The sequence below is a fragment of the Rhodococcus sp. NPDC056960 genome, assembly GCF_042674125.1.
Lineage (GTDB): Bacteria > Actinomycetota > Actinomycetes > Mycobacteriales > Mycobacteriaceae > Rhodococcus_F.
In genome coordinates this window covers 150,068-165,630 of sequence record NZ_JBHURF010000009.1, presented here as the reverse complement: position 1 = coordinate 165,630, position 15,563 = coordinate 150,068, and the positions used below count along the sequence as shown (strand labels likewise).

Genomic DNA, 15,563 nt, shown 5'->3' with positions numbered 1-15,563 from the left:
GCGTCGTCGAGGAGATTCACGTCGCCGACCACCGTGGTCGGGTCTGCAATCACCGTTTCGAGGATTCTCACGAGCTGCACCGCGTACCGGCGCACAGTAATGTCGTCGAACAAGTCTGTGGCGTAGGTGAACTCCGCGCGAATACCCGACGGAACGCCCGCGGGATCGATGCTCTCGCCCAGTGTCAGCTGTAGGTCGAACTTCGCGACACGCGCGTCGATGTCCTCGACGCGCACCCGGAGTCCGGGGAGCTCGATGTCGTCGATTGCCGTCGGCTGCATCGACAGCGCAGTTTGGATGACCGGGTGATGTGCGGACGTCCGCACAGGGTCGAGAACGTCGACGAGACGCTCGAAGGGGAGGTCCGCGTGGCCGAATGCCCCGATGTCGCCGTCGCGTACCCGCGTCAGCAACTCGGCGAACGTCTCGGCGGTCTCGATGCGCGTGCGGAGCACGAGCGTATTGACGAACATTCCGACCAGGTTGTCGAGAGCTCGTTCGCCACGTCCGGCGATCGGCGCTCCGACGGCGATGTCGTCCGACGCGGACAGTCGGCCCAACAGGAGCGCGAACGCAGCATGCGCCACCATGAAGACCGTAGCTCCGTGTTCACGCGCCAACCGCTCGATGCCGCTGTGGATCTCTGGGGTGATGGCGAAGCCCACAGATCCCCCGGCGTAGGACTGCTCGGTTCGGCGTGGGCGGTCGAAGGGGAGTTTCAGCTCGTCCGGGAGACCGTCGAGCGTCCGTGTCCAGTACTCGAGTTGGCGTCGGGCGAGAGACTCCGGCTCGTCCTCGCTGCCGAGCACCGCCCGGTGCCACAGACTGTAGTCGGCATACTGGACCGCGAGTGGAATCCACTCCGGAATTCGGGACTCTGATCGGGCCGCGTACGCGGTCATGACATCCCCGCCGAGCGGTCCGAACGACCAGCCGTCGGCGGCGATGTGATGCAGCGTGATCGCCAGGACATGTTCGCCGGGACCGGTACGGAACAGCGTGGCCCGCACCGGCAGGTCCACGGACACGTCGAACCCGCGGGACGCGAATGCGATCATCCGAGAATCCAGCTCGTCCTCCGGTACGTCCACGAACCCGAGGGGCATGGAGAGGTCCGCCGCGGGCACGACGACCTGGACGGGTCCGCCTTCGGTATCGGGGAAAACTGTACGAAGCGACTCGTGACGTCCGACTACATCGTCGAGTGCCCGCGCCAGCGCTGCGACATCGAGAGCACCGGACATGCGGACCGCGAGCGGCAGGTTGTACGCCGGCGAGGCCGGGTCGAACTGGTTGACGAACCACATCCGCTGCTGCGCCGGTGACAGCGGTATCCGGGCCGGTCGCTGCACCGCGGCCAGCACCGGGCGCGCGTCTCCTGCGGCCGTGGGCGCGGCGAGACGAAGAGCCAACTCCGCGACCGTGGGCGCGGTGAACACATCGCGCACAGAGAGTCCGGTGCCCGACAACTCACCGAGCCGCGCCGCCACTCGTGTGACGGAGAGCGAATTGCCGCCGAGGTCGAAGAAGTTGTCTTGCGCGCCGACCCGGCCCGAACCGAGCACGTCGGCGAACACTGTCGCGACCGTGCGCTCGGCCTCATTTCGCGGCGCGATGTACTCGGTTGCACTCCCGTGGAATTCAGGAGCGGGCAATTCTTTACGATCCAGTTTCCCGCTGGTGTTCAGCGGGAACTCGGCGAGCACTGTGATCGCGGACGGCACCATGTACGACGGCAGGGACTCCGAAGCCTGTCGGCGGAGTTCCGCAACGTCCAGCTCGCCCGGTGTTCCGACTACGTACGCGACCAGATGATCGCCCACAGTGGTGTCGGAGTACACCGACACCACGGCACCGGTGACCGCCGGGTGTGATCGGAGCACTGTCTCGATCTCGCCGAGTTCGATGCGCTGACCACGGAACTTCACCTGGAAGTCGGTACGTCCGATGTAGACGAGCGCTCCTGCCGACGTCCATTGCACGAGGTCGCCGGTGCGGTACATGCGCTCACCCGTGCGTCCGAACGGGTTCGCGACGAATCGATCGGACGTGAGATCGACGCGGCCGAGGTATCCGCGTGCGAGCTGAGCACCGCCGAGGTAGAGCTCCCCCGGAACGCCGACCGGAACGGGATGCAACCGGGAATCGAGCACGTAGGCCTGTGTGTTCCATTCCGGACCACCGATCGGCACACTCGTGGTGTCGGCTGGACCGGTCTTCCAATACGTCACCGATACTGCGGCCTCGGTGGGCCCGTACAGGTTGTGCAGTCCGGCCTCGGAGAGTTCCCGGAAGCGCAGGACGGTCGCGGGCGGCAGCGCTTCGCCGATGACGAACACATGCCGCAGCGAACGGCACGACCCCACGGCGGCGGCCGCGACGAATACGTCGAGCATGGACGGCACGAAATCGGTGACCGTCACCGCATGCTCGTCGATGACCCGAGTCAGATAGGCAGGCTCACGGTGCCCGTCCGGAGTGGCCAGCACCATCGTGGCACCCACCTGCAGGGGCCAGAAGTATCCCCACAACGACACGTCGAATGTGGTTGCGGTCTTCTGCAACCACACATCCCGATCGGTGAGTGCGTACTCCGACTGCATCCAGAGCAGTTGATTCACGATGGCCGCATGCGGTACCGCGACCCCCTTGGGCTTGCCGGTGGAGCCGGAGGTGTAGATGACGTACGCAGGGTGTGCAGGCCGCAACGGTTCGATACGCTCGGCGTCGGTCAACGGCACCGCAGAGACACCCGAGAGGTCGAGAGTGTCGAGGGCCGACACGGGGATCCGGTTCGGCAGGTCCGGTCGGTCGGCCGAGGTGGTCAGCACGCACACCGGCTGCGCCGACGCGAGTACGTAATTCGTTCGCTCCGTCGGGTGATCGGGATCGACCGGCACGTATGCACCACCGGCCTTGAGTACTGCATAGATTCCGACGACCAGTTCCAGCGACCGTCGCATCACCACGGCCACTCGGGTTTCGGGGGCCACACCCAGCGCGATCAGATGCCGGGCCAGCTGGTTCGCGCGCGCATCGAGGGCTGCATACGTCAGCACGTCACCGTCGAAATCGACGGCAACAGCATCGGGTGTACGCGCCGCCTGCGCCTCGAACAACGTCAACAATGTCGACTCCGGCACGTGGTGGTCGGTGGCGTTCCAGTCGTGCATCACCCGCGCATACTCGCCTGGGATGAATCCGGTGACCTGGCCAACCGCGGCGGAGGGCTCTGCGATCAACGCACGGATCACCGAATCGAGCCGCGCCGCAGTCAACTTCGCTTCGTCGCGCTCAAAGGTATCCGGCAGGTAGGCCACCCCGAGCCGCAAGGTGTCGTCGACCTGGGCCATCAGACTCAATGGGTAGTGGGTGACACTGTGCACCTGGACCGAGTCCACACGCATACCTGCGATGTCGGTCTGCGCCTGCAGCGCCGCCTCATCCATGGGGTACGACTCGAAGACGGTGAGCGTGTCGAACAGCGCCCCGACCCCCGCCTCGGCCTGGATTTCCGTCAGGCCGAGATAGTGGTGATCGAGCAAGTCGGCCTGCTGCCCCTGCACCCGTGCCAGCAACTCGGCCACCGACTCGTCCGCGTCGATTCGTACCCGGACGGGGACGGTGTTGATGAAGAGCCCGACCATCGATTCGATCCCGGGGATGTGCGGGGGGCGGCCCGAGACGGTGGCGCCGAATACGACGTCGTCCCGTCCGGTGAGTCGCCTGAGCAGCAGAGCCCACGCAGTCTGGATCACCGTGTTCGGCGTGACGCCGTGCTGTCGGGCGAACGCGAGCAGCTCGGCAGTGTCCGCCTCGGAAAAGTGGATCGGGACTTCTTCCGGGTCCGCCGTCACGCTGCCGCCGGTACGGGCCGGCGCGAGCAGAGTCGGCTCGTCGAGGCCTTCCAACGCGTGCGCCCACGCCGCCCGCGAGGCGGAGGGGTCTCGGCGGGCCAGCCAGTCCAGGTATTCCCGGTACGGCCGCACCGCCGGCAACGCAGACTGATCGCCCGCGGTCGCATAGAGCACCAGCAGGTCCTGCACGATCAGCGGGATGGACCATCCGTCGAGGAGGATGTGGTGGTTGGTCATCGCCAACTCGTGCCGCTCCGCGCCCGTGCGCACGAGCAGCAAACGCAGCAGCGGCGCCTCGGACAAGTCGAACGGCGCGGTCCGGTTCTCTGCGACCAGCGCCTCGAGTTCCCTTTCCCCGGAATCACTCCCGCGACCCGTGAGGTCGACCACGGTCAGTGGGACCTCTACTCCGCGGAGGGGGATCTGCGCTGTGACATCGCCGTCCTGCACGAATACCACCCGCAGGTTGGAATATCGCTCCAGGAGCGCGGCGGCAGCTGCCCGCATCCGATCCGCCGACACATCGCCGAGCAGGGTCATCCGCAGCTGAGAATGGTAGACATCGACGCTGTGCTCGGCGGCCAACAGCGAATGGAAGTGGAAACCGGCCTGCAGCGGCGACAGCGCCCACACATCCTCGAGGGTCGGGTACGTCCGCTCCCAGACCTCGATCTGGGACTGGGTGAGCGCCACCGTGCCGATGTCCGACGGGGTCAGTCCCCCACCGGATCCGGCGACGACGTGTTCGATCTGTGAGACGAGCGCCTGCTGCCACAGATCGACGAGTTCGCGAACGTCGTCGGCTGCGAGCAGTTCACCGGCAAACCGCACTGCAGCTCCGAGTCGCGGTCCGGCATCGGTATCCGTTACGCCGACGTTGATCTCGATCGCTGCGGAAGCGCTCATGTCCTGATCGGTTTCACCCGAAAAGACTCGCGACGACGCGAGATCCGGCACCCAGCCGATCTCACGCATCTCCGGGGACAGATCGCCCATCCCGGTCTTTCCGAGGTAGTTGAAGACGACCTGGGGTGGGTCGAAGCCCGCGAGAATGTTGGCCGTCGCCGAATTGAGGTATCGCAGCAGTCCGTACCCGACGCCCCGGTCGGGGACCGCCACGAGCTGCTCTTTCACCGCCTTGATCGCGGCACCGGCCGACGCGCCGCCGACGAGTGCGTCCTGGGTGTCCAGCCCTTCCAGGGCGAGGCGCACCGGATACACGCTGGTGAACCAGCCCACGGTACGAGACAGATCGGCGCCCGGCACTACCGACTCCTCGCGGCCGTGACCCTCGAGGGTGATGTACGCGGAGTCGGCGGGCACCCCGCGCGCACGGCGCCACTCGGTGAGGGCCACCGCGAAGCCGGCAAGCAGCGAATCCCCGACAGAACACCCGAATGCCTCCGGCACCCGGGCCAGCAGCGTGCCCGTGATCTCGGTGGACAGCTCGACCTGCAACTCCTGCGTGGTCGAGGTCCTGTCCCGCGCCGGATCGAGCGCCCTGCAGCCGAGGAGCGGGTCCGGAGCGTCGACAACGCTTCGCCAGTAGTCGAGCTGCGCGAGGGTGGACGGCTGACGGGCAGCCTCCGACAACCCGTGCGACCACCGCCGCAACGACGTGCCGACCTCCGGCAGGTTCGGAGCGTGCCCGGCTGCGACGGCACCTCCCGCCGCAACGAGGTCCGGCACGATGATCCGCCAGGACACACCGTCGACGACCAGGTGATGGGCAACCACGAGGAGCCATCCGGGCCGGGCCGCACCACGATCCAAAAAGACGTACTGCGTGAGCACCGGGGTCTCGAGGTCGAGTCGGTCGGCCGCGGCAGAGAGTTCGCGGTCGATCAGCGCGTCGAAGGCTGCGTCGCCGAGGTCGGGATTCACCGGCACCGTCGTGACCAGTCGATCGGCGTCGACGGCACCGGCGGGCAACACCGAGTGATGCACATCCGCACCGTCGCGGACCAGCCGGGACCGCAGCGCGTCGTGCCGGTCGAGCACCGCCTGCACCGTCGTCACGATGTCCGATCGATCGATCCCGGTCGGCAGCGTGAGTAGCACGGACTGCGAATATCGGCCCACCGGACCCGACCGGTCGAGCAGTGATCGGACAACCGGTGTCAGCTCGACGTTTCCCACGCCGCCACCCGCCAGTTCGGCGAGCGCGCGTCGATCCGCCGACGCGACGGTGGCCACTTCGGCGAGCGCGGCAATACTCTTGCGCTCGAACACGTCCCGGGGGGTGAAAACGATCCCCGCGGCCTTGGCTCGCGAAACCAGCTGGATCGACACGATGCTGTCGCCGCCGAGAGCGAAGAACGAGTCGTTCACCCCGAGGTCGTCGACACCGAGCGCCTCCCGGAACAAGGCCGCGAGTGTTTCCTCCATCGGAGTACGTGGCGCCACTCGAGCGACCGCGACATCACCGACGGCCGGGGCAGGCAATGCCGCCCGATCCAGTTTGCCGCTCGCGTTGAGCGGGAAGGCGTCAAGCGTGACGAACCCGTCCGGAATCATGTATGCGGGCAGACGACTCTCGGCATACGCCGTCAGTGCCTCTGTGTCGACCGTCGTGCCCGCACGTGCGACGAGATAGGCCACCAATTGTTCGCTCGCCGCTCCGGAGTACACGGTCACGACCGCCTGGGCAACCGAGTCCGCCGACTCGAGTACCGCCTCGATCTCACCGAGCTCGATCCGCAGTCCGCGGAGCTTCACCTGGAAATCGTTGCGACCGAGGTACTCCAATTCGCCACGGTCAGTCCAGCGAAGACGGTCACCGGTCCGGTACATCCGAGCGCCTGGCGCGTCGAAGGGGTTTGCCACGAACCGTTCAGCGGTGAGTTCGGGGCGTCCGGCGTATCCACGAGACACCTGGGTGCCGGCCAGGTACAACTCACCGGTCACTCCGACAGGACTGGGGTGGAGCCGCTGGTCCAATACGTAGGCTCGGGTGTTCCACACCGGTGTACCCACGGTGACGATGCCCGAGTTCGAGGTGTCCACCCATGAGGTGGTCGAGGCGGCCGCGACCTCCGCGGGACCGTAGGCGTTGAGGACGGCAGCGTCGGAGACGGCCGCGAACCGTCGCGCCACATTGACGGACAGTGCCTCGCCGCCGACGAACACGGTACGCAGCGACGAGAAACGGGACGGCACAATCACGTCGGTGAATACGGCGAGCATCGACGGGACGAAATGTATCGCCGTGATCTGCTCGCTGTCGATCAGTTCCGCGAGGTAGTCGGGATCCTTGTGTCCGTCCGGTTCCGCGATCACGACGCGTGCTCCGACAGCCAGGGGCCACAACAATTCCCAGAGGGATGCGTCGAACGACTGCGGTGTCTTGACGACAACCCGGTCGGTCTCGTCCAGCGCACCGAGAGACACCAGGAACTCGAAATGGCTTCCGAGACCGGCGTGCGAGACGGCCACACCCTTGGGCCGGCCGGTCGAACCCGACGTGAAGATGACGTAGGCGAGGTTGTCGGCCGCGAGGGGCCGCAGCCGGTCGCGGTCAGTCACCGGGGCGTCGTCGAACCGGTCCAGTTCGAGACTGTCCATCGCGAGCACCCGGACTCCGGAGTCTGCCTCGAACTCGCCTCGAACTGCGGTCAGGACGAGAACCGGGTCGGATGCCTCGATGACGTGGGCCACTCGCTCCGCCGGAAGGTCGACGTCGAGTGGCACGTACGCCGCGCCACTGCGCAGCACGGCATGCAGGGCGATCAGAAACTCGATCGACCGACGGGCTGCGACCGCGACGGTGGTTTCGGTTCCGGCGCCTTCGGCGATGAGTGTGCGGGCCAATCGGTTCACTCGCGAGTTGAATTCCCGGTACGTCAAAGACACGTCGCGGTACACCACCGCCACCGCATCAGGTGTCCGTGCCGCCTGCTCGTCGTAGCGGGCGAGGTAGGGCCGCTCGCTCACCTCCACGTCCGTGGCGTTCCATTCGCGCAGCACGCGAACCAGTTCCCGTTGATTCAGCATCGGCAGGTCCCCCACCGCCGTGCCCGGATCGGCCAGCGCTGTCGCCACGATCCGCGCGAAACGGTCCGCGAACGACTCCACCGTGTCACGGTCGAACAGATCGACCGCGTACGTGAACGCACCGGTCAGACCGGACACGTTGCCGCGCTCGTCTCGGATCTCGGTGAGCGTCACATTCAGATCGAATTTCGCGACCTCCGGATTCATCTCGACGGCGCTCACCGTCAGACCCGGCAGTTCCAGCACTCCCGGTTCGAAGTTCTCGTATGACAGACCGACCTGGAACAGTGGGTGACGGGCTGTCGACCGGGCGGGTTCGAGTACCTCCACGAGACGCTCGAACGGCAGATCGGCGTGCGCGAACGCGGCGAGGTCGAACTCCCGCACCTGTGTGAGCAAGTCGGCGAATGACAGTTCACCGGATACTCGCGCGCGCAGGGTGAGAGTGTTGACGAACATGCCGACGAGGTCCTGCAGAGAGGGTTCGGCACGGCCGGCGACGGGTGTGCCCACGGTGACATCCACTGCGTTCGCCAGCCGTGAGAGCAGAACCGACAGCGCGGCGTGCCACACCATGAACGGCGTGGCAGCGGAGCGGGCCGCGAGTTCGGCGACGGCTTTCGCCGTGGCAGCGTCGACCGAGAACGGTACCGTCGCACCCGAATTCGTCGGCACGGCCGGGCGGGGCCGATCAGCAGGCAACTCCAGCAGGTCGGGGATGCCGTCGAGCGCCGCGGACCAGAATTCGATCTGCTCGGCGGCCTGCGACCGACCGTCGGTCTCGTCGCCGAGAAACTCCGCCTGCCAGTAGCTGTAGTCCGCGTACTGCACGTCCAACGGCGCCCACGACGGTGCGCGCCCAGCCGTACGCGCCGTGTAGGCGAGCAGGATGTCACGTGCGAGCGGGGCCATCGACGATCCATCTGCGGAGATGTGGTGCACCACCACGGCCAGCACGTGTTCGTCGACGGACAGTCGCAGCAATGCCGTGCGCAGCGGCACCGCGGAGGTGACGTCGAAGCCCTCTGTGGCGAGCTCCACGAGTCGCGCCGGCAGCTCCGCCTCGGCAATCGGCTGCACGTCGAGATCGAGGGACACGTCGTCGGCGCCGACGATCGCCTGATGCGGGCCGTCCGTCGAGTCCGGATACAGGGTACGCAGGGACTCGTGACGCTCCAGGACGTCGCGGATCGCCGAACGCAGTCCGTCGTCGTCGAGAATGCCGGACAGCCGCAGGGCGAAGGGCATGTTGTAGGCCGCGGATGCGGTATCGAACTGGTTGAGGAACCACATGCGACGTTGCGCCGGGGACAGCGGAATCCGTCCGGCACGCGTGGCGGCGACCAGCGGGGCACGTGGTGCCGTCGGCACTGTTCCCTCGATACGCTTCGCGAGCGCCCCGACGGTGGGAGCATCGAACAGGTCACGCAGGGCGATCGATGCACCCAACTCGGCCCGAATACGCGAGGTGACCCGCGTGGCGACGAGCGAGTTCCCGCCGACGTCGAAGAAGTTGTCCCGGAGGCCGATACGATCGACACCGAGAACCTCGGCGAAGATCTCCGCGAGGTCGGCCTCGACCGACGTGCGCGGGGCCACGTACTCCGAGGCGAAACCACCGAATTCGGGCGCGGGCAGGGCCTGACGATCGAGCTTTCCGCTCGTATTGAGCGGGAATTCGTCGACGACCATCAGCGCTGCCGGAATCATGTACGCCGGCAGGGACGCGGCCATGCACTCTCGAAGTAGCGTGGTATCGAGGTCGTGTCCCGGCTCGGGCACGACGTACGCGACGAGGTGATCGCCGGTGCCGGGATCGGAATGGACCAGCACGGCAGCGCTCGTGACCGACGGTTGTGCCCGCAGGACGAATTCGATCTCGCCGAGCTCGATGCGCTGGCCTCGGAACTTGACCTGGAAGTCGGTGCGCCCGATGTATTCGAGTGCACCCGCCGACGTCCATCGCACGAGGTCGCCGGTGCGGTACATACGCAGGCCGGCAGTAAACGGATTGGCCACGAACCGGTCCGAGGTGAGATCGACGCGGCCGAGGTAGCCCCGGGCGAGCTGCGCGCCCGCCAGGTAGAGCTCACCGGCAACGCCGACGGGAACCGGCTGCAGACGCGAATCGAGAACGTAAACCTGGGTATTCCACTCGGGCACGCCGATCGGCACCGTGCCGGTTGTCGTGGTAGCGGTGTCCCAGTACGTGACCGAGACTGCCGCCTCGGTGGGCCCGTACAGGTTGTGCAGTCCGGCATCGGACAGCGCCCGGAACCGCGTGACGGTCTCCGGGGGCAGCGCCTCGCCGATCACGAAGACGTGCCGCAGGGTGGCGCACGAAGTGGTGGGCACGGACGCGACGAAGGCGTCGAGCATCGAGGGCACGAAGTCCGTGACCGTGACACCGTGTTCGTCGATGACCCGAGCGAGGTACTCAGGGTCGCGGTGACCGTCCGGGGTGGCCAGCACCAACGTGGCTCCCGTGTACAGCGGCCAGAAGTAACCCCACAGCGATACGTCGAAAGTGGTTGCGGTCTTCTGCAGTAGCACGTCCCGTTCGGTCAGCGCGTATTCCGACTGCATCCACAGGAGCTGATTGACGATCCCGCGGTGCGGCACCGACACACCCTTGGGCCGACCTGTGGAGCCCGAGGTGTATATGACGTATGCGGGGTTGTCGGGGCGGAGCGGTGCCAGTCGGTCGGAGTCGGTGACGGCAGCGCCGGAACAGGAATCCAGCGCGATCCGATCGATCTCGACGAATGACGAACCGGCGGGAAGTGCGCCGCGGTCGGCCGAGGTCGTGAGCACGCAGACGGGCTGTGCGGAGTCGAGCACATACCCGATCCGGTCCGTCGGGTGATCGGGATCGACCGGCACGTAGGCACCGCCGGCCTTGACGATCGCGTACATGCCCACCAGCAGGTCCGGAGAGCGCCGCATCGCCAGCCCGACACGGGATTCGGGTCCCACCCCGCGGTCGATCAGATGGCGCGCCAGACTGTTCGCGCGGCAATCGAGTTGGGAATACGACAGCGTGACATCTCCGAACACCACCGCCACCGCATCGGGGGTGCGGGCAACCTGCGCGTCGAACAGCTCGGGCAGGCACACCGCAGGCACGCGGTGCTCGGTGTCGTTCCACGTGCCGAGGAGACGGTCGCGTTCGACGGCGTGGAGCAGGGGAAGATCACCGACTGTCGTCGCGGAGGATTCCGCGACCGAACGCAACAGGTTCACGAATCGCTCGGCCATCGACGCGACGGTCGACTCGTTGAACAGATCGGTGGCGTAGTCGAAGCCGGCCACGAGACCACCCGGCGCCCCCGCGTCCCCGAACCGTTCGGTGACGGTCAACTGGAGGTCGAATTTCGCAACATGGACATCGATTTCTGCCGCCGCGACCTCGAGGCCTGGCAGTTCGACGGAGGTCGGCGCGGTGTTCTGGAACGAGAGCATGACCTGGAACAGCGGATGGCGCGCGGCAGACCGGTCGGGGCTGAGCACCTCCACGAGTCGCTCGAACGGAACGTCGGCGTGGGAGAACGCGGCAAGGTCGGCGTCGCGGACCCGGTCGAGAACCTCCTCGAACGTGTCGCCCGGCTCGGCGGTCGCGCGAAGCACCAGGGTGTTGACGAACATGCCCACCAGGTCGTCGAGCACCTCCTCGCCGCGTCCGGCGACCGGGGTGCCGATGACGATGTCCGTTCCGGCGCCGAGACGATGGAACAGCACCACGAGGGCTGTGTGGGTGACCATGAACAGCGTGGTGCCGGTGCTCTGTGCCAGATCGACGAGACGCCCGTGGACGTCGGCGGGGACCGTGAATTCGACACGACCGCCCCGATACGACATCTCGGCGGGCCGAGGCCTGTCGGCAGGCAGCTCGAGCATCTGGGGCACTCCGGCGAGCGCCGACTGCCAGTGGGCGATCTGCCGCGCGGACAGGCTGTCCGGATCGTCTTCCGATCCCAGGAGTTCGCGCTGCCAGAGGCTGTAGTCGGCGTACTGCACCGGGAGGGGCGCCCAGGCGGGCGCGTGACCGGCGACGCGCGCCGTGTACGCGACCATGACGTCGGCGGCAAGCGGCGTCATCGACCAACCGTCGGCGGCTATGTGGTGGACGACGAGGACGAGGACGTGCCGGTCCGGTGCCTCACGGAACAGCTTGGCGTGCAGCGGTGTGTCGGTGGTGAGGTCGAATCCGGCGCCGCCGAGGGTCGCTACCGCGGCGGCAAGCGACTGCGCGTCCACGTCGATCGGATCGCCTCCGGGCAGCACGCTCGTGACGGGCATGATCAGCTGATAGGGGCCGTCGGGGCTGTCGGGGAATACGGTGCGCAGCGCCTCGTGCCGTTCCTGGACATCGCAAAGTGCCGCTCGCAGCGCGTCCCGGTCGAGAGCGCCGGTCAGCCGCAGGGCGATCGGCAGGTTGTAGGCGGCCGAGGCCGTATCGAACTGGTTGAGGAACCACATTCGCTGCTGCGCGACGGAGAGGGGCACGCGGGCGGGGCGGTCCCGCACGTCCAGCACCGGCCGCGGATCGGATTGCGAACCCGCCCGTGTCGCTGCGACCGCCAGCTGCGACACCGTCGGCGACTGGAACAGGTCTCGGACGCCGATCCGAACCCCGAGGGCAGCATTCACCCGGGACACGACCTGGGTGGCCGTCAGCGAGTTGCCGCCGAGGTCGAAGAAGCCGGTGTCGACGCTCAGTTCGGGGAGGCCGAGGACGTCGCGGAAGATCCCGAGGAGGATGTCCTCGGTGACCGTTCTCGGGCGCACGATGTCGGCCGAGCGTGCGGCGAAAACCGGTGCGGGCAGAGCGTTGCGGTCTAGTTTGCCCGCCGGAGTCAGCGGCACCGAGTCGAGGAGCATGACCGACGAGGGCACCATGTATCCCGGCAACCGCTCCCCCACGAACTCCGCCAGCACCCCGGTCTCCACGTTCGCCCCGGCCGCGGGAAGCACATATGACACCAGGCGGCTGCCGGTGCCGTCGTCGAATCCGACCGTGTGCGCGAACTCCACCACCGGATGCGCCGACAACACCGCATCGATCTCACCCAACTCGATCCGGAAACCCCGGATCTTCACCTGGTGATCACTGCGGCCGAGGAACTCCAGAACCCGGTCCCCGTCCGGCGAGGTCACCCACCGGACCACGTCCCCGGTGCGATACATCCGACCACCGAACGGGCACGCCACGAACCGCTCCGCCGTCAATCCGGCTCGATGCACATAGCCACGCGCCAGACTGGGACCCATCACGTACAGCTCGCCGCGCACGCCGGCCGGCACCGGACGCAGCCGCTGATCCAGGACGACGAGGTCCACACCGACGGTCGGCGAGCCGACACTCACCGATTGGCCGGGCACCATCGGACCGGTCGCCGACGACATGATCGTCGTCTCGCTCGGGCCGTACGCATTGACCATGATCCGGCCCGGCGCCCACCGCGTCACCAACTCCGGCGGACACACGTCACCCGCCACCACCACCGTCGCGAGTTGGTCGAGCCCTCGATGATCGACCGACGCCAGCGCCGCCGGAGTACAAAATGCGTGCGTCACACCATATTCGGTAAGAAACTCCGCGAGCTCCCCGCCACCGTAGACCGATGTCGGCGCCACCACCAGCGTCGCACCCGCGCACGTCGCCATCACCAGTTCGAACACCGACGCATCGAAACTCGGCGACGCGAAATGCAGCACCCGCGACTCCGACGACACCATCAGGCGATCCCGCTCGTCCGCCGCGAGGTTCACCAGACCCCGATGCGTGACCGCCACTCCCTTAGGCCGCCCCGTCGACCCCGACGTGTAGATCACGTACGCCGGGTGATCCACCGAAAGCGCCCGGGTGCGATCGGCGTCGGCGACCGGGTCCGACGGATACGACGCGACGGCCTCCCGAAACTTGTCGTCGTCGAGGACTATCCAGTGCGTGCACTCCGGCAAGCCATCCCGCAGCGCAGCGGTGGTGATACCGATCGGCGCTCCACAATCGCCGAGCATGAACGCGATGCGCTCGGCCGGGTACTCCGGATCCACCGGGACGAACGCCGCCCCGGCCTTCGCCACCGCCCACACACTCGACACCGACTCGACCGACCGCGGCAACGCCAATGCCACCACGACCTCCGGGCCTACCTGGAGGTCGATCAGCAACCGCGCCAACCGGTTCGACGTCTCGTCCAGGGTGCGGTAGCTCAGGGCGCCGTCTGGGTTCCCACGACCGGGTGCGACGAGGGCGTCGGCGTCCGGGTTGCTGCGGACGGCACCGGTGAGGAGGTCGGGCAGCGTGGCCGGTGCAAATCCGGCGCGGCCGGAGGCGGGCACCAGCTCGCGGCGCTCGTCGTCGTCGAGGACGTCGAGATCGCCGACCCGTCGAGGCCGATCGGTGTCGGAGGTAAGGAAGGCGCCGAGGAACCGGGTGAATCGCGCGTGATGAGCACGGAGGGTGTCATCGGAGTACAGGTCCGGGTTGGCCTCGAAGTCGAGGTTGAGGCTGGTGCCTGCAACGCCGTGATAGACGTTGACGGCGAGGTCGGTGATCGGTCCGGTGGACAGCAGTTCGAGTCTGCCGACGATGCTGCCGAGGGTGATCTCGTCGTGGAACAGCATCACGTTGATCAGCGGGCCGTAGAAGCCCTGGTCGTCGGTGGCCGCGTCGCGCCGGATGTCGATGTGCGGGTAGCGCTGGTGGCGGAGCGCCGCGGTGACCTCCAGCCGGACCGCGGCCACCAGATCGGCGTTGGTCATGTCCGGGCGGACGTGCAGGCGCAGCGGGACGACGTTGGACACCATGCCGCCGGACCGTCGGAGCAACGCGGTGGTGCGGGCGGTGACGGGCAGGCTGACGGCGACCTCGTCGCGTCCGGTCATCCGGGACAGGTACGCGGCGAACGCGGCGATGACCTCGAATGCGGTCGACGAGTCGTGACGGTCGATCGCGGCCTCGAGGTGGTCGACGAGGGTGCCGGGGATCTGCCCACCCGTTGTCCGGCTTCGTGCCCGCGCGGGTGCCGTGCGGTCGACGAGGCTGTGCGGTTCACCGATCATGGACACCCGCGCAGCCCAGTACTCCTGGTCGGTGCGGTAGCGCGGCGAGATCCGGTAGTCGTCGTCGGCCCGGATGACGTCGGTGAGTGCGGCGGCTTGGGACGGTGTGGCGGCACGCCCCTCGACGGCTGCGGTGTACAACTCGGCGGTCCGGGCGATGAGCGTCATCGATCCCATCCCGTCGAGCGCGACATGGTGGACTCGGCTGTACCAGTAATGACGATCCGGCCCGGTGCACAGAACCACCGAGGTGACGAGCCGATCGCCGCACACGTCGAGCGGAGTGGTGTACTCCAGCCGCATCCACTCCTCGGCCGCGGCGCGCGGATCGGACTCGTGCTGCAGGTCGACGAATCGGACCGACGCTTCCAGCGTCGGATCGACCAGCTGATAGGGCACCCCGTCGACCTCGACGAGCCGGAGAAAGGCGGAGCCGAGTTCGCGGCCGGCGGTGACCATCGATTCCGAGAGCAGCGGCACGTCGAGGTGGCCGACCAGCTCGACGCACTGCGCGATGGTGACGGGGACGCCGGGATCGAGTTGCTGGGCGAACCACATGCCCTGCTGAGCGGCGGAGAGTGGAAAGGCACCGTCCGGAATGCGACCAGCGGCGGCCACGTCACCACTCGGCACAGCTTCGACCAC

1 protein-coding gene (cut by a window edge) is annotated in these 15,563 nt (G+C 67.3%); it reads right to left on the bottom strand.

The window, feature by feature from the left end; genetic code table 11:
* Positions 1–15,563 carry the 5' portion of a non-ribosomal peptide synthase/polyketide synthase gene (locus tag ACFTWF_RS16285; RefSeq protein WP_378462233.1) on the bottom strand. The gene continues 15,460 nt to the left of window position 1, outside the view, so only the first 15,563 of its 31,023 coding nucleotides appear in the window; its start codon is at positions 15,561–15,563; its stop codon lies off the left edge, out of view.